Source organism: Pontibacter sp. FD36 (assembly GCF_015686655.1).
Classification (GTDB): Bacteria; Bacteroidota; Bacteroidia; order Cytophagales; family Hymenobacteraceae; genus Pontibacter.
This window is the reverse complement of the sequence record NZ_JADPMP010000007.1, coordinates 174,157-191,121: the sequence shown is the minus strand read 5'-3', so window position 1 is coordinate 191,121 and position 16,965 is coordinate 174,157. Positions and strand designations below refer to the sequence as shown.

Genomic DNA, 16,965 nt, shown 5'->3' with positions numbered 1-16,965 from the left:
TGTATATAGCCATGAGCCAGTTTGAGGTCGCCAACGATATGGCAGCCGATGTGAAGGAAGCATTCGTGAACCGACCGCACATGGTGGATCACGAGAAGGGTTTTCTGGGCATGAAGGTATTTACACCACAGGAGAACGAAAATGAGTTCTGGGTGATGACCACCTGGACCGACGAGATCAGCTACAAGGAATGGTACAAAGAGCACATGAAGGAGTCGCACCAGGGTATACCGAAGGGATTGAAGCTGGTACCGGGTAGCCTGAAAGTGCGTTTTTTTGACCTGGTGAGTGACTAAAAAAAATTTTTATCGTAGGTAAGGCCAGAACCAAACCCTTATACCTATGACCTTCCACTCTACAAGACCTGTTGATGTGCTGTTTGATGCTGCACGCCGCGGTGACCTCACCCTCCTGAAACAACTCATTGATGAAGGTGTTGATGTGAACGAACCGGGCCCTCGCGGCTTCACACCGCTGATCATAGCCACTTATAACAACCAACCGGAAGCGGCCCGCATGCTGCTGGAAGCGGGAGCAGATGTAAACGCCCAGGACCAGGCTGGAAATACCGCCCTGATGGGGCAGTGCTTCAATGGCTACGAAGGTATAGCTGAGCTGCTGCTGGAGTATGGCGCCGACCTTGATGTGCAGAACGGCAGCGGCGGCACTGCCCTGATGTTTGCCACCATGTACGGCCGCAACAACATGGTCAAGTTCATGCTTGATCAGGGTGCGAACCGCGAACTTCGTGATGCACGTGGTCTGACAGCACAACAAATGGCCGCACAGGTGGGCAATGAAGAAGCCCTCAAGCTATTCGAAACCTCCACAGAAAGCACCACCTGATTATTTCTGGCTTATTTTTCTGAAATTGCGGCGACATGTCGTACGCCCTTTCCATACCTGAATTGCCGGAGCTGCCTGTAAAGGAAGCGCTCCCCAGCCTGCTGCAGGCGCTCTCTCAAACTAACCGAGCTGTATTGGAAGCTCCCCCGGGAGCAGGTAAAACGACCCTGGTGCCGCTTGCCTTACTGCAGGCTGACTGGCTACAGGGTGGCAAAATACTGGTGCTGGAACCAAGGCGCCTGGCTACCCGTGCGGCGGCGCAACGCATGGCCGACCTGATGCAGGAGCCGCTGGGCCAGACGGTAGGTTATTGGGTGCGCATGGAGCATGTTGTGTCAGCACGCACGCGTGTAGAAGTAGTGACTGAAGGCATCCTGACGCGCATGCTGCAGGAAGATCCCGCCCTGGAAGGTGTAGCCGCTATCCTGTTTGATGAATTTCATGAACGCAGCCTGCAGGCCGACCTGGGTCTGGCCCTGGCGCTGGATGCTCAGGCAGTCCTTCGACCCGATCTGCGCATCGTGATCATGAGCGCCACCCTCGATGCGACAGGTATAGGCAAATGGCTGCAGGCGCCGGTTATTCGGAGTGATGGTCGCCTCTACCCTGTCGAAACGCACTACCTCACACCTGCTGAAGTGGCCGCTGCCGGCACCCGTCCCGCGGAGCGTTTGCAACAGCTGGTTCCCAGGGCGATCATGAAAGCATTGCGGGAAGAGCCTTCCGGCGATATCCTGGTGTTCCTGCCAGGTATGGGCGAAATGCGTCGGGTGGCCGAGCAGCTCGAAAACAGATTACCAGCAGATACAGAGCTGCACCTTTTGCACGGCGACCTGGCGCTAAGCCGGCAGATGGCAGCCATCCAGCCCTCCCCTTCCGGCAATCGAAAAATAGTACTCGCTACCAGCATTGCCGAAACCAGTTTGACCATCGAGGGTGTGAAGATCGTGGTGGACGGCGGATATGCCCGTGTGCCCCGTTTTATGCCCCGAACCGGCCTGACCACGCTGGTTACCACGCCGGTATCAAAAGCAGCTGCTGACCAGCGCCGCGGCCGTGCCGGACGATTGGGACCGGGTGTCTGCTACCGGCTCTGGTCTACGGCCGATCAGCTGCAACTGCCCGAACGTCAGGATCCGGAAATATGCGAAGCTGACCTGGCGGGTCTGGCGCTGGAACTTGCCCTGTGGGGTATAAAGGATGCCGCTGCGCTGCAGTGGCTGGACGCGCCGCCCGCTGCAGCCCTGTCCTTGGCACGTGACTTACTCCTGCGCCTGGAAGCACTCGATGCAGCAGGCCATGCCACAACACATGGCAAGGCCATTGCTTCCATGGGTCTGACACCCCGTCTGGGACACCTGGTGATCAGGGGACATGAAATGGGTCTGACCGAAACGGCCTGCACCCTGGCTGCCTTGCTCGCGGAGCGGGACATCATCCGGTCACAACATCCCCAAAGCACGCCCCAGCCTGATCTGCCCTTGCGGCTCGAACTATTAACCGGCAAGCGCCCGCCTATACCTGGCTACCAGCGTGATGAAAATGCCATCCGGCGCGTGCAGGAACAGGCTCAGCATTTGAGACAGCGGCTCCGTGCTTCCAAAGGAATGATCGAAGCCCACGCCGCAGGCATACTCACAGCACTGGCCTATCCAGACCGGCTGGCACAACGTGAAAGCACTGGCAAGGTACGGCTCATCACAGGCCAGCGCGCTTCGCTTCCCACTGAGTTATTTTCCGAAGCAGATTACTATGGCATCGCCCACCTCGATGCCGGACAGCATCCGCGCATCCTGTTGGCAGCACCGCTCAGCAAAGAAGAATTGCTTCAGCATTTTGAAACGCAGCTCATGCAAACCGAAGAAGTGCGCTGGGACAATGCGGCTAACCGTGTAGTAGCACGACGGATTGTAAAGCTCGGCGCTTTGGTGCTGGAAGAAAAACAACTCACGCAACCTGACCCGGAGCAGATTGCCCAGGCACTGCTACAGGCACTGCAGGATAAAGGCGTAGCACGGCTGCCCTGGTCGGAGGAAGCGCTTCGCACCCGCCAGCGCATCACTTTTCTGCAGCAGCTGGCACCTGACAAATGGCCTGATGTATCAGACACCGCCCTGGAAGCGACGATGGAAGATTGGCTGCTACCGCACCTGGCCGGCTTGCGCAGCATGGAGCAGGTCAACCGGCTGGACTTTAATGGAATCCTGTTAGCTATGCTTAGCTGGGAGCAGCAGCAGGAACTTGATCAACTGGCCCCTACACACCTACTGGTACCCAGCGGTTCCCGCATAGCACTTGACTACACTAATCCCACTACTCCAGTACTGGCTGTCCGTCTGCAGGAGGTATTTGGCCTGCTCGACACTCCACGTATTGCCGCTGGCAAGGTCCCGCTGCTCATGCACTTGCTCTCTCCGGCCTCAAGACCGGTGCAGGTAACCCGGGACCTGCGCAGTTTCTGGAACGCAGGCTACTTTGAGGTGCGAAAAGACCTCCGTGGACGCTATCCCAAGCACCATTGGCCTGAGGATCCATTGACGGCTATACCTACCCGAAGTATCAAGCGGAGAGGTAGTTGAGCAGCGCAAAATAGCAGTCTGAATACAGTCCGAACATACACCAGCATGTTTAAAATATAACATTATCAAGAATATAAAAATTAAAACAAACTGATTCACAACCTTTTAGAACACAGACAACGTACAAATTTATGAAAATCAATTCTGCCTTACTTGAAAGCAGATATTGTATCATAATCAGAATTAAAAAAATAAGACCATGAAAAAGATATTATATGCAGGTTTCGGTTTAATGTTTGGTATGATGGGCTTAGTGGCCTGTGATAACAGTGGAACCGGGGCTACAGAAAGTGATGGTACTGTTGTACACAAAGATTCTGTCGCTACCGAATATGAAGTAACTGAAACTGTAGTTGAACGCGATACCACAACTAATACCAGAACGGTGGACGTAGACCGTGAGAATAATCCGGATAACAGATAAAAAATAAATTATTTTTTGGTTAGACGTAACCCGGCTACAATTGACGCCGTATAAAAGAACGGCTAAAAGTTGAAAAGTTAATTGTTACAGACTAATCTTTTCAAATAGAGAACAGCACCTTTACGAAGGTGCTGTTCTTTTTTTTGCCCATTCTGATTAGTATTCCCCTTTATCCTGCCGATTAAGCGCTTCCTAATTATCTAAATGACAAATCAGTGTGCCCTGCTTAGCACAATCTACAATCATTTACTCTTCCATTGAACTTAAAATACCCAACTTTGGGTACTGACACAGGTACTTTACAGTGCTATATTTGCATTTTCTTATACATCATCAATCATCACTTTTATTTCAAATAACACTTTGGGGTGTTTCCTGCCTTTGCCAAACCAATAACCTCTACACACCTTATACCCATGAAGAAACATGTACAATTGCTGCTGCTATTACTGATCGGCTTTGGCCTGAATAGTTGCGAACTAATTAATGACGCCTTTGAAGAAGCACTTAATTTTGAAGGCATTTTTGAATCACCTGACGGCATGGTGATTGAAGCGATCGGTGATAATGCCTACATCCTGAAAGTTGGCAAAACAACACAACTTGGTAAAACGACTTTACGGGTTGGCAATCCTTTTATGGTCGGTGTAAAGTACCGGAAGTCCAGCGAAGACTGGAGTGCTATCACGTATACCAGCCAAGGCGAGGCAGAAGAGCATGGTTTTAGCTATGACGGCAACAGCATTTATGTTTACCATGGCCCATTGGCACTTAGAAACTGGGCCAGAACCAATACCAGGCCATCCACAGGAGGTAGCACCCCAAGTACAGGCACACCGAGTACGGGTACACCGACAGGCGGCAATATCACCTTGCTAGATGTTAAAAATATTGAAGGTGCCCTTAACAGCACAAAAACTTATAAGATCACTGTGCCTTCTGGCACCAAAAAGCTGGAAGTAGTACTAAGTGGACTTGAAACTGGAGGCCGCCCTTTGTCGGACTTATTTGTACGCCGCGGACAGGCCCCTGTTATCAACCGCTCTAATGGCTACAGCTGGACAGCAGACTGTGCCAGTGTAAACCCGAATTATGACGATGAAGTATGTATTTTTAATAATCCTTCATCCGGAGAATGGTACCTCACCGTGTATGGTTACCATGCTTATTGGGGGGCTAACCTGAAAGCAGTTATTACTAAATAAAAAATATTTTTAAATACTCTGTAACCTCCCTGCAACTGCTGCCGTATAAAAGAATGGCTAAAAGTTGAAAAGTTAATTGTTACAGACTAATCTTTTCAATAGAGAACAGACTCCTGGTAAAGGGGTCTGTTCTTGTTTTATACCTACCTCAAGAAATAAAAAGGGAGCCCTGACTGTTCAGGGCTCCCTTTTTCAGTTATAGGCACAAGCTGCCTAAAGCGGGTTCTTCTTCAGCTCCGCCTGGAATTTCTTCAGCTGCGGATCAATTGCTTTCTTATCGCCGACTACCACTAGGGTCATGTTTTTAGGCCGCATGTACTTTTGAGTGGTTTGCTGTACCTGCTGTGGGGTAATGGCATGGATATTCTGTACCTGATTCTCCAGGAAAGAATCCGGCAGATCGTGGAGTTTCAGGAAATTAAGCTGCGACACGATACCCCATGGAGATGAATTGCGCAGCACAAACAAACCGGCTTCATAGTTTTTGATGCCCTCCAACTCTTCCGGCGCAGGCGCCTCTGTAGCGAGTCGGTTGATTTCGTATAGAATTTCACGCAGTGAATTGCCTGTGTGCTCCGTGGTTACATCCGCCACCTGGGCCCAGTCTCCTACCCGGTAGCGGGCAGACAGTGAGCTGGAGGGTGAGTAGGTATAGCCTTTGTCTTCGCGGATGTTTCGGGTAATACGCGAGCCAAACGAGCCACCTAACAGCGAATTGGTAACACGCAAGGCCATGTAATCAGGGTGCGAAGGATCCACAACCGGCAAGCCAAATACAATGGTGGACTGTGGGGCCCCCGGTCTGTCTATGACGATCATGTCGCTCTTCGTAACTGGCTTGGCAACCGTGATCTGTGGTGCAGCTCCTTTTCGCCAATCGCTCAGCTGATTGGTAACAGCCTCTTTCATGGCCCCCTGGTCAAACTTGCCGGCTACGTATACGGTAGTGCGGTCGGCACCAAACTGCTGCTCGTAAAACTGCTGTACCTGCTCTCTCGTGAAGCCATCAATCATTTCATCCGTCGGGAAATCACGTCCATAAGGATGGTTCGGGTAAAGCGCCCCTCTGAATTTGGATTGGGCAGTGGCACCTGGCTGCTGACGCAACAGGTTATTCTGGCGCTTGAAGTCATTTTTTATACGGGCCATTTCAGCTTCCGGGAATGCCGGATTCTTGAGCAGGTCAGCCATGATATCGACTAGTTGCGGGCCAAATTCTGACAGAGCAGAACCGGAAATCCAGGTTTCATTCGGCCCAACGCTTACGTATACTGAGCCGCCCAAGCGGGCTACTTCTTCAGCCAGCTGCCGTGCGTTTCGTGTCGCGGTGCCTTCCTGCATCAGATTTCCCACGATGTCGGCCAAGCCGTTCTGCTTCTCCGTTTCATGCACGTTCCCGACCTGGACCACCATGCTCACGACTACCTTTGGCACGTCGCCGTAAGGGACCATCACGGCAGACAGCCCGTTATCCAGTTCAAATTCCTGTTTGGCGGGCAGTTTAAAATCACGCGGCTGGCCCCCTTCCGGCGGCGTTTGTTTCTGGGCCATGGCCATACCTGCCGACAGGGACAGGATGGCGCTCAGTGTTATGGTGAATATCTTTCTATACATGGCGCTTAGCTTTTTGCAAGTGGGTTAACAACTAAAACAGTACGATTGGTTGGCCGCAGGTACTCCTCTATCGTTTTGCGAAGGAGCTCAGGTGTCACCTTTCTGAACTCAGATTCCAGGCGGTTGATGCGGGACGGGTCATCGTCGAACAGGGCGAAAGTGGCTAGCAGGTCTGCTTTTCCAAAACCGGAGGAAGCACTTACCTGATCATAGAGGGAGGAACGCATTTTCACGATCGCCAGGTCAATCAGCTCCTGGTCTATACCTTCCTGCTGCAACTTCTGTATCTCTGCATCGACGACTTTCACGATTTCGTCAGCATTTACGTTCTGGTCATGGATTAGGCTGCCCATCCAGAGCATCGGACCATTGTAGTTGAACATGTTGCCCAGGAAAGCGTTGATGCCGCCATCCACAGAGCTGGCATAGCCCCGCTCCTGCACCAGTGCCTGGTACAGGCGGCTGTCATTGCCCTGCAGCAGGATCTGGTCGAGCAGGCCCATCGCATAATACTCAGGGGAGTTGCGCTCAGGCATGTGGTAGGCGAAGGCCAAAGCCGGACGGTTAGCCAGCTTGTCGTCTTTGGTGAAGCGCTGCTCTTTTTCCTGGCGCGGCTCACTCAGGTCAGGCAGCGAAGGAACATCCCCGGAAGGTATACCGGCGAAGTACTGCTGTATCCAACGCTTGGCTTCGCTTGTTTCGAAGTCGCCTACAACAACCAGTACCGCATTATTTGGCGAGTAATAGGTATCAAAAAAAGATTGCACGTCCTCCAGACTGGCAGCGTCCAGATCTTCGAGATCGCCGTAGAAGTTGTGTGCATTGTACCAGTTCTTGTTGGCATACTGCGGCATATCGAGCCACGGAAAACCGCCATAGGGCTGGTTCAACACGTTCACCTTCACTTCGTTCTTCACCACACCCTGCTGGTTGGTCAGGTTTTCCTGGGTGATGTTGAGCCCTTTCATACGGTCAGCTTCCGCCCAAAGCATGGTTTCCAACTTATGGGCTGGCACGATCTCAAAATAGTTGGTGAAGTCAAAACGGGTAGAGCCGTTCAGGATGCCGCCGTTTTTCTGCACCAGCTGAATAAACTCCATCTTGCCCAGGTTCTCGGAGCCCTGGAACATCATGTGCTCGAACAGGTGGGCAAAACCTGTGCGGTCCTTAGGCTCAATCCGGAAACCAATATTATAGTAGACCGCAATAGTGGCTAGCGGTGCCGTCTTGTCCTGTGACAGCACCACCTTCAGGCCATTGTCCAGGGTATAGTAGTCAACCGGAATCTGGTAGGCTGAAGCTGGAGAGGTATTCTCCGTGGCTGTATTGACGTTCTCAGCTGTGGTCGTGGCTGCTTCGGGGGTTTGGGTGGTTGTCCGCTGACCGCAGGCACTCAGACTGAGTACCAGTGCCAGAGCACCCCATTTAACATAGTTTTGCAAAGGTGTGTGGTTCATAATGCACTGCTTTTAAGGTTGAAGATATGTTAATCCTTAATCCAGAACTTATTACGAAAACAAACTAAAATATATGCTAAAAAATATGTTAAATTTTAAAATACAGGTTTATCTATATAAAAAAAGGCCTGAATACCTATGTAAGGTACTCAGGCCTGCTAACCAGTAAGTTAAGGCTAGGGGCTCTTTACTGCGGCAACAATACCTGGTCTATTACGTGAATAATGCCGTTGGATGTAGGTATAGAGGCTAGTATCTTCACACCGTTTACGGTAGGCTGATCACCTTCCAGGCCAAGGTTTACACGACCTCCGTTCACCTGACCCAGGCTCATATCGTTGTCAAAACGCTCAGCAGGGATCACGCCTACGTATACATGGTATTGCAGAATGTTGCGCAGGTCCTTGCGGCTCTCTGGTTTCATAAGACCGTCTACTGTACCAGCAGGTAGTTTATCGAAAGCAGCGTTAGTCGGGGCAAACACAGTGAAAGGACCGGCATTGGTCAGGGCATCCACGAGCCCGGCGGCTTTTACGGCAGCTACCAGAGTGGTGTGGTCTTTTGATCCGGCCGCTACCTGCACTACGTTCTGCTGCGACTGGTCATCGGCTACGGCGGACTGGCCAGCCCCATGATCCATAGCTGCATGATCTGTATTAGTTTCAGTGGCCGCCACCGCCGTGTCTTGCTCGTTGGCAGAGTTGCAAGAGGTCACCAGACCAAAAGCAATTGCTATCAAGGTTACATGTAAACTTTTCATTTTATTTGAGTGGTTTAGTTTGATGGTGTAATATTCCGTAAATTTCTATCCTTGAAGGATGACTGCGATTAGTTAAAAAGATGATATTCGTTACTATTTGATATGAGAAGTAAAAGCGAACTTCGGGAAACCATCTTCCGTCACCTGGATGGTATTGTAACAGCCCCTACGGCTTTCAGCCTCCACAAACACGGTGTGTTAGATTATCTGCTACAAGAGCAGGAAGCAACTCTGGAAGAGCTGGTGACTAAGTTTAAAGCGAACAACGGCTACCTGAATGTGGCGCTGCGCGTGCTCTGCTCACAGGGCTGGCTGTCACAGGACCTCGACAATGCAGCCGACCGGATCTCTTACCGTGTGACCGAAAGAGGCCGAATGGCTTTCCCATTGGTACACCTGTATAAGGATGTGGTGGAGTTGATGCAGCTCTCTGGCCAGTATCACGCCCGCAAGTTTGAGAAAGAGCCTTACCAATTCTGGGCAAAAGTAGCAGACAGGTATAAGGCGGGCTACGGACTGACAGAACCTGCCAACGAAGAAGAGCGAAGTGTGCAGGTGCAGGTACTGAAGCACATTGAAGGTCTGTTGATGGGGCCTACCATTGTGTTATTGGGTATGAATGGAATGTTTCACAAGTACTTCATGGAAAGCCGCTTCAGCCCGGAGGAATTTCATGAAAATCATGAAGACTTCCGCAAAATACTGGACCTGTTCGCTCACCTGGGCTGGTTCCACAAAGTGCGTGATCAGTACGAATACACTGAAGAGGGCGTGTTTTTTGCCAAACGGGGCAGCGCGTATGGTGTGACTGTATCGTACATTCCTACCTTCCGCCACCTCGACGACCTGATCTTCGGCAACCCGAATGTGCTCTGGGACAAGCCTGAAGGCTCACCTGAACTGCATGTGGACCGCGAAATGAATGTATGGGGCAGCGGCGGTGCGCATGCTACCTACTTCAACGTGATCGACGAAATCATCATCGAGCTTTTCAACCGGCCTATCCATGAGCAGCCAAAAGGTATACTGGACATGGGATGCGGCAACGGCGCCTTTTTGCAGCACATGTTTGATGTGATCGAGCGGCAGACCGAACGCGGTAAAGTACTGGACCAGCACCCGCTCTTCCTGGTGGGGGCTGACTATAACCAGGCTGCCCTCAAAGTAACCCGGGCTAACCTGATCAAGGCGGATATCTGGGCTAAAGTGATCTGGGGTGACATCGGTCGCCCGGACCTGCTGGCAGATGACCTGCGCGAGAACTACAACATTGACCTGCGCGAGCTCCTCAACGTGCGCACCTTCCTGGACCATAACAGGATCTGGGAGCGTCCGGCGCAACGCGATCCGAACCGCCTGAGTCAGTCTACTGGAGCCTTTGCTTTCAGAGGCAAGCGGATCAGCAACAATGAGGTGGAGGACAACCTGCTGGAGCACCTCAAAAAGTGGACGCCTTATGTGGATAAGTTCGGCCTATTGACCATGGAACTGCATACCATCCCTCCTGCTCTGGCAGCTGCCAACCTGGGCAAAACGGCCGCAACTGCCTATGACGCAACCCATGGATTCTCAGATCAATATATCGTAGAGGTGGAAGTATTTCATAAAGTGGCAGGAGAAGCTGGTTTGCATCCCGACAAAGGTGCTTTCCGTCGCTTCCCGGACTCTGACCTGGCTACGATCAGCATCAATTTGCTTAAGGGTAAAACTCAGTGAAGCTATACCTATGCTGACTATCCGCAAAGCAGAACTCGGTGATCTCAAGGCAGTGAAAGCCATCGACCAGTTGTTGTTCGGCGCTGACAGTTATCCGCTTTTTGTGCTGCGTCAGTTCTATGATATCACGGGGGAATACCTGCTGGTAGCTGAAACCGGAGGAGAAGTGGTAGGCTACATGCTGGCACATCTTGACAGAGAAAACAGGAAAGGCTGGCTGCTCTCTCTCGGCGTACTTCCTGCGCACCGGGGCAAGCGTATTGGTGAGAAGCTGATGGCGGCTACTATGGCCTCGATGGAAAAACAGGGCGCTTTCATCCTATACCTGACAGTACACCCTGACAATGCAGCTGGCATCAGCATCTATACCCGGCTTGGCTTTGCCGAGGAGCAGGAAGAGGCAGACTATTACCTGGACAACAGTCCGCGACTCTTGATGAGCAGGCGAATTTCTACTCAACCGGATAAAGCATATTAAAATTTACCTGCAGGTTATCCTTCACCTTCATCATTAATATGGAGGGTCGTTTAATCCTGAACTCTTCCAAGCTGATCTCAAATCCACCGGTCACAAGCAGCCGTTGCTGCTGCCTTTGCTGTTGTGCCACGAACTGAATCTCCCGGGTTACACCATGAAAAGTAAGCTCCCCTGTTACGGTCAGGTTGCCGTTGTGCTCACTGATGTTTGAACTGACGAAGGAAACTGTTGGGTATTTGTCTGCTTCAGTAACTTCCAGCATATCGCGGTCCCGGGCACGGTTGCCGCTATCAAAAGAGCGCACTGGCACCGATACTTCAACCTGCTGAATGCCTTTGCCATCAACCATTAACAATTGGCTGTTGACCTGTGCACTTTCCCCGTTCACCGTATGCAAAGTATGCTTTAAGGTGTAGGTAATCCTGCTTTCCGGAAAAGCAGAGTGTGATTTTTGCTTTAAGGCTTCAGACACAGGCTGGAAAGCCATTATGAGTATAGCAAGGCCAAATAACAGAGTCTGAAAGGCAGTTCGCTTCATACCTTTAGTATACTATCAGGCCCCGACCAAAGTTGATCGAGCACTTCAAAGACATGCTACCATGCAAAGCATTTTAAAGGTGCAATGGCCGGCCAGCAAACTATAAACAGTATTTCTATGTTATGGTAACTGAATCGCCCAAAGGGTAGTAAGCTCACAGCGGCAAGAAAAAATAAACAGCATTATTTCGCTAATTAGCCTTATTTTAGGGCATTCAAACGAGGCCTGTCCAAAGGGCATCTGTTTGAGCATTTTAAAACAATCAATCTAACATGAAAAACACAAAAGACACTGCTAATCTGTCACAGACTGTGAAAGAGTCGTCTGTTTGGAAAAACCGCCTGAGACTGTTGCTTTTCGGAGCAGCAACTTTCTGCGCAGTAGAGGTTTCCGCACAGAATGGTGGTAAACCTGCCAGCCAGGCCAAGTTCATCGACAAGTCGAACATGGACACGAAAGTGAAGCCAGGTGACGACTTCTATACCTATGCCAATGGCGTATGGCTGCGTAACAACCCGGTTCCGGCCAAGGAAACCCGCTGGGGAAGCTTTAACCAGCTCCGCGACTTCAACATTATTGCCGTTCGCACGATTCTGAACGAATCTGCTGCCAAAACCAATGCCCCTGCTGGTTCAGTAGAGAAGCGTGTGGGTGACTTCTATGCCGCCGCCATGGACAGCGCTGCCATCGACAAGTTGGGCTATACCCCGATCAAAGCAGACCTGGACCGCATCAAAGGTTTGCAGGACATCAACGCTGTATTGAACGAAGTAGCCTACCTGCGTAGCACAGGTGCCGCAGCTCCAATGTTTGGCTTCTACGTGGGCCAGGACCGCAAGAACGTAGAGGTAATGATTCCACAATTGAGCCAGGGTGGTACGACCCTGCCTGACCGCGATTACTACCTGAAGAATGATGCCCGCAGCACCCGTATTCAGGATGCCTACAAAACTTACATCACAAAACTCTTCACGCTGACCGGCACAGACCAGGCGACTGCACAGAAAAATGCTGAGACCATCTTCAACATCGAGAAGAAAATGGCTGAGGCGCAGATGGCCCGTGTAGAGATGCGCGACCCGCACAAGACTTATAACAAATTTGCAGTAGCCGACTTCAGCAAGACCACGCCAAACATGGACTGGAAGCAGCTGATGACGAAGCTGAAAGTGACGGGTGAAGATACGATCCTGGTGAACAATCCGAAGTTCTTCACAGAGCTGAACACCATGCTCACGTCTACTCCGGTGGCTGACTGGCAGACTTACCTGCAGTTCAACGTATTGAAGTCTGCTGCGCCATACCTGAGCTCTGAATTTGTAGATGCCAACTTTGCATTCACCCAGACATTGTCTGGCCAAAAGGTACAGACGCCACGCTGGCAGCGCATGTCACAACTAACAGATGGCACTATAGGTGAGCTACTTGGACAGCTGTACGTACAGAAACACTTTAAGCCGGAAGCAAAGGCTCGTATGGACGAAATGATCGCTAACCTGATCAAAGCCTACGAGATCCGCATCAAAGGTCTGGACTGGATGTCACCTGAGACAAAGGAGAAAGCCCTTGCTAAACTCTATACCTTTCGTCCGAAAGTAGGCTATCCTGAGAAGTGGAAAACGTACGAAGGCCTGGAAGTGAACCGCAATACCTTCTTCCAGAACGTGCGTAACGCCGGTCAGTGGGGTTACAATGACATGATCAGCCAGTTGGGCAAGCCAGTAGACAGAACCAAGTGGGGTATGACGCCTCCGACTGTAAACGCTTACTACAGCCCGGTGATGAACGAGATCGTGTTCCCGGCAGGTATCCTGCAGTTCCCGTTCTTCGATCCAAACGCGGATGATGCGGTGAACTACGGTGGTATCGGTGCTGTGATCGGTCACGAGATCTCTCACGGTTTCGATGACTCCGGTAGCCAGTACGACAAAGACGGTAACCTGCGAAACTGGTGGACGGACACTGACCGTGCCCGTTTCCAGGAGAAAGCTGACCAGTTGGTGAAGCAGTTCAACGACTATACCGTACAGGACACGATACATGTGAATGGCAAGCTAACCCTTGGTGAGAACATTGGTGACCTGGGTGGACTGAGCGCTGCTTACGAAGCCTTTAAGATGACCAAGCAGGGTAAGTCGAACAAGAAGATCGATGGCTTTACGCCAGATCAGCGCTTCTTCCTCTCATGGGCACAGGTATGGAGAACCAACATCCTTCCTGAAACAGAAGCACAGCTTATCCTGACAGACACGCACTCACCGGGCAAATACCGTACTATCGGTGCCCCAGTGAACATGGATGCCTGGTACAAGGCCTTCAATGTGAAGCCAGGTGATAAGCTATACATTGCGCCAGAGAACAGAATCAGAATCTGGTAATCAGCGCTAAGCTTATTTTACAAAGCCCTCCCGACAATACTGTCGGGAGGGCTTTGCTGTTTTAGTAGTTTATAACTGAATCGCCTACCTATACCTATACCTATACCTATACCTATACCTATACCTATACCTATACCTATACCTATACCATCTGAGGCGGACAGAGCTGGTAACCAAAGTGATACCCGAGCGTAACCCAAAAGGATAAGCTTATAGTAAGCAGCAAGCTTCCAACCGCAAGTACACCGCCATGTCGCAGCAATTCAGATTGAACATTAATGGTCGTCAGGTTTCTGTCACGGCTGACAAGGACACCCCTCTCCTGTATATCCTTCGGGATGACCTGCAACTTAACGGACCTAAATACGGCTGCGGCATTGCCCAATGCGGCTCCTGTATGGTACTCGTAAACGGGGAGGCACGAACTTCCTGCGTAATGCCTGTATCTGCTGTCGGTAACGCGAAGATCACAACACTCGAAGGTATAGGCACTGCCGAAAAACCCCATCCACTGCAGTTGGCTTTTCAGGAAGAGCAGGCTGCCCAGTGTGGCTACTGCCTGAACGGTATGGTGGTCACCGCCAAAGCCCTGCTCGACCAGCAGACATCGCCAGGGCCGGATGATATAAAAGAAGGCATGAATAGGGTGCTTTGCCGCTGTGGCACCCACTCCCGCATACTGAAGGCAGTGCAACGCGCAGCCGGAACCAGCAACAAAGGATAAGCCTCCCCATGAAAGACTCCTACCAACTTCCCCCTGTCAACCGACGCTCCTTCCTGAAACAGTCCGGTCAGCTGCTGATCGGGTTCAGCCTTTTCCCGATGGTCATGTGCAGCCCCGACAACAAGGATGGCGACCAGACCAAAGTTGAGGAACAGCCTGGCCGGGCAGGTGCGGACGACATTGACTCCTGGATCAGGCTGCGGGAAGACGGCACCGTGACCGTCATCACCGGCAAGCAGGAGCTTGGGCAAGGTATACGCACCGCCCTGATGCAAATGGCAGCAGAAGAGCTGGATGTGCGCATGGATCGGGTGAGCATCATCACAGCGGATACCAGGCAGACGCCCGACGAACGCTACACAGCGGGCAGTCGCTCGATTGAAAGCAGTGGCCGGGCCATCAGACAGGCAGCAGCAGAAGCCCGTATGCGCCTGCTACAATTAGCGGAAGAAAAGCTGGGTGTGGCAGCAGATCAATTGGTAGTAAGGGATGGAGTAGTACAGGCAAAAGGCAACAGCCAGCAAAGCATCAGCTACTGGGAACTGCTCAGCGGCAAAAAGATCAGCGACAAGATCAGTGGCAATGCCCCCCTAAAAAACCCGGCCGATTATCAACTGGTCGGTCAGCCTGTACCCCGGCAGGAAATCATTCAAATGGCCACCGGCGGGGAAGTGTTTGTACACGATATGCGCTTACCGGGGATGGTGCACGCCCGCGTTCTTCGCCAGCCTGGCTATGGCGCTACCCTGCAGGCTATACCTGAACAACGGGTCTCAAAAATGCCGGGCGTGCTGAGAGTGGTGCGGAATGGCAGTTTTGCTGCCGTCATTGCCACAAAAGAGTACCAGGCAATACAGGCTTTGGAGGCATTGAAGGCAGAGGCCACGTGGGAGTCTGGACCTGCATTGCCTCCACAGGAAGAGCTGTTCCAGGCCATGCAAAAGGTACGCGAAGGGCAGGCCGTGGAAGAAAGTGACAGTATACAAGACACCCTCCAAACAGCCGCCCTCCTACACGAAGCCACCTATACCCGACCCTATCACATGCATGCCTCTATGGGTCCTTCCTGCGCGCTAGCCTTGTGGGAAGAAAACCGACTCACTATCTGGACGCACAGCCAGGGCGTGTATCCGCTCCGAAACTCCATCGCAGACATGCTGCAGCTCGACAAAGAGCAGATAGACGTGATCGGAGTACCCGGCGCAGGGTGCTATGGCCATAACGGCGCTGACGACGTGGCAGCCGATGCCGCCTTGCTGGCTCGCAGTCTGTCCGGCCACCCGGTAAGGGTACAGTGGATGCGCGAGGATGAGCACAGTTGGGAGCCTTATGGTTCTGCCATGGTCCTGCAGCTACAGGCCGGCCTGGACAAGCATGGGAAAATCGTCGGTTGGGATACCCAGATCTGGTCAGACTCCCACAGCACCCGCCCGGGCGGTGAAGCCGGCCACCTTCTGGCAGCCCAATACCTGGAAGATCCTTTTGAGAAGCCTAGCGGAGGCTACTCAGGCGGCAACCACCGCAATGCGAACCCGCTGTATGATTTACCGGATGTGCGGATTGTATCCCACCCTTTTACTGGTCCGCTCCGGACCTCAGCACTTCGTGCATTGGGTGCCTACGCCAACATATTTGCGCTGGAGTCATTCATGGACGAAATGGCTGTGCTGGCCAAGCAGGACCCGCTCACATTTAGGCTGAAGCACCTCCGTGACGAACGTGGACAAGCGGTACTCGAAGCTGCTGCAAAAGGAATTGGCTGGGATAAGCGCTCTAAAGCCGACCTTGGATTAGGTATAGCCTTTGCGCAGTACAAGAACGAGGCGGCCTACTTTGCAGTAGCCGCAGAAGTAGCCTATGACAGGAAGGCACAGGAACTGCAGCTGATCCGACTGGTAGGTGCTATTGATGCCGGGCAGACCATCAACCCCGACGGACTTAAAAACCAGACAGAGGGCGGCATGATACAATCTGCCAGTTGGACACTGCTGGAGCAGGTCACCTACGACAACAGCCGCGTTACAAGCCGTAACTGGGACACCTACCCCATTCTGCGATTCAGGCAAGTGCCAGAAGTGGAAGTGTTGGTGCTGGACCGGCCAGAGCTTCCTCCGCTAGGGGCCGGAGAAGCAGCACAGGGACCGACCGCTGCTGCCATCGCCAACGCCATCTACCGCGCGACAGGCAAACGCATGCGCGACCTGCCCATCACCCCGGATAAGATCCTAAACAATAAGTCATAACGA

Annotated in this window: 15 protein-coding genes; 10 read left to right on the top strand and 5 right to left on the bottom strand. The window is 52.0% G+C overall.

Annotated features, from left to right (window positions below; genetic code table 11):
* The first annotated feature begins 11 nt into the window (after positions 1–11).
* From I0P70_RS11510 to I0P70_RS11490, 5 genes are all read left to right on the top strand, one after another.
* Entirely contained in the window at positions 12–296 is a 285-nt protein-coding gene (locus I0P70_RS11510; protein WP_230392138.1) for an antibiotic biosynthesis monooxygenase, read from the top strand.
* Positions 297–342: 46 nt separating this feature from the next.
* The gene (locus I0P70_RS11505; RefSeq protein WP_196117866.1) at positions 343–846 is read left to right on the top strand and encodes an ankyrin repeat domain-containing protein; all 504 of its coding nucleotides are present in this window, start codon (positions 343–345) and stop codon (positions 844–846) included.
* 35 nt (positions 847–881) lie between these two features.
* On the top strand, positions 882–3,425 hold the full coding sequence (hrpB, locus tag I0P70_RS11500; protein WP_196117864.1) for an ATP-dependent helicase HrpB: 2,544 nt from the start codon (positions 882–884) through the stop codon (positions 3,423–3,425).
* Positions 3,426–3,624: 199 nt separating this feature from the next.
* Positions 3,625–3,849, top strand: coding sequence for a hypothetical protein (locus I0P70_RS11495; protein ID WP_196117862.1), 225 nt, complete (start codon positions 3,625–3,627; stop codon positions 3,847–3,849).
* A 416-nt stretch (positions 3,850–4,265) separates the two neighbouring features.
* Positions 4,266–5,054, top strand: coding sequence for a PPC domain-containing protein (locus I0P70_RS11490; RefSeq protein ID WP_196117860.1), 789 nt, complete (start codon positions 4,266–4,268; stop codon positions 5,052–5,054).
* Between the two features lie 213 nt (positions 5,055–5,267).
* Here the strand turns inward: I0P70_RS11490 and I0P70_RS11485 are convergent, their stop codons facing one another.
* From I0P70_RS11485 to I0P70_RS11475, 3 genes are all read right to left on the bottom strand, one after another.
* Positions 5,268–6,668: a pitrilysin family protein gene (locus I0P70_RS11485; RefSeq protein WP_196117858.1), complete on the bottom strand. Its 1,401-nt coding sequence runs from the start codon at positions 6,666–6,668 to the stop codon at positions 5,268–5,270.
* Positions 6,669–6,673: 5 nt separating this feature from the next.
* On the bottom strand, positions 6,674–8,125 hold the full coding sequence (locus tag I0P70_RS11480; protein ID WP_196117856.1) for a pitrilysin family protein: 1,452 nt from the start codon (positions 8,123–8,125) through the stop codon (positions 6,674–6,676).
* 187 nt (positions 8,126–8,312) lie between these two features.
* Entirely contained in the window at positions 8,313–8,885 is a 573-nt protein-coding gene (locus I0P70_RS11475) for a fasciclin domain-containing protein (RefSeq protein WP_196117854.1), read from the bottom strand.
* 102 nt (positions 8,886–8,987) lie between these two features.
* Between I0P70_RS11475 and I0P70_RS11470 the strand changes: the two genes are divergently transcribed.
* Both I0P70_RS11470 and I0P70_RS11465 read left to right on the top strand, forming a co-directional pair.
* Positions 8,988–10,601 carry a class I SAM-dependent methyltransferase gene (locus tag I0P70_RS11470; protein WP_196117852.1) on the top strand — a complete coding sequence of 538 codons (1,614 nt, stop codon included), beginning with the start codon at positions 8,988–8,990 and terminating at the stop codon, positions 10,599–10,601.
* Between the two features lie 10 nt (positions 10,602–10,611).
* A complete protein-coding gene (locus tag I0P70_RS11465; protein ID WP_196117850.1) occupies positions 10,612–11,079 on the top strand; it encodes a GNAT family N-acetyltransferase in 468 nt (155 codons plus the stop codon).
* Here I0P70_RS11465 and I0P70_RS11460 read toward each other — a convergent pair.
* Positions 11,054–11,617, bottom strand: coding sequence for a YceI family protein (locus I0P70_RS11460; RefSeq protein ID WP_196117848.1), 564 nt, complete (start codon positions 11,615–11,617; stop codon positions 11,054–11,056). The two genes, I0P70_RS11465 and I0P70_RS11460, sit on opposite strands and share 26 nt — an antisense overlap.
* 446 nt (positions 11,618–12,063) lie before the next feature.
* On the opposite strand from I0P70_RS11460, the gene I0P70_RS11455 reads away from it, so the two are divergent.
* Positions 12,064–13,995, top strand: a complete 1,932-nt coding sequence (locus tag I0P70_RS11455) for a M13 family metallopeptidase (RefSeq protein WP_196118090.1) — start codon at positions 12,064–12,066, stop codon at positions 13,993–13,995.
* Positions 13,996–14,012: 17 nt separating this feature from the next.
* Here I0P70_RS11455 and I0P70_RS11450 read toward each other — a convergent pair whose 3' ends face one another.
* Positions 14,013–14,195, bottom strand: a complete 183-nt coding sequence (locus tag I0P70_RS11450) for a hypothetical protein (RefSeq protein ID WP_196118110.1) — start codon at positions 14,193–14,195, stop codon at positions 14,013–14,015.
* 50 nt (positions 14,196–14,245) lie between these two features.
* Here I0P70_RS11450 and I0P70_RS11445 point away from each other — a divergent pair, with 50 nt between their 5' ends.
* Positions 14,246–14,719: a (2Fe-2S)-binding protein gene (locus I0P70_RS11445; RefSeq protein ID WP_196117846.1), complete on the top strand. Its 474-nt coding sequence runs from the start codon at positions 14,246–14,248 to the stop codon at positions 14,717–14,719.
* A gap of 8 nt (positions 14,720–14,727) precedes the next feature.
* Positions 14,728–16,962: a molybdopterin cofactor-binding domain-containing protein gene (locus tag I0P70_RS11440; protein ID WP_196117844.1), complete on the top strand. Its 2,235-nt coding sequence runs from the start codon at positions 14,728–14,730 to the stop codon at positions 16,960–16,962.
* Positions 16,963–16,965 lie beyond the last annotated feature (3 nt).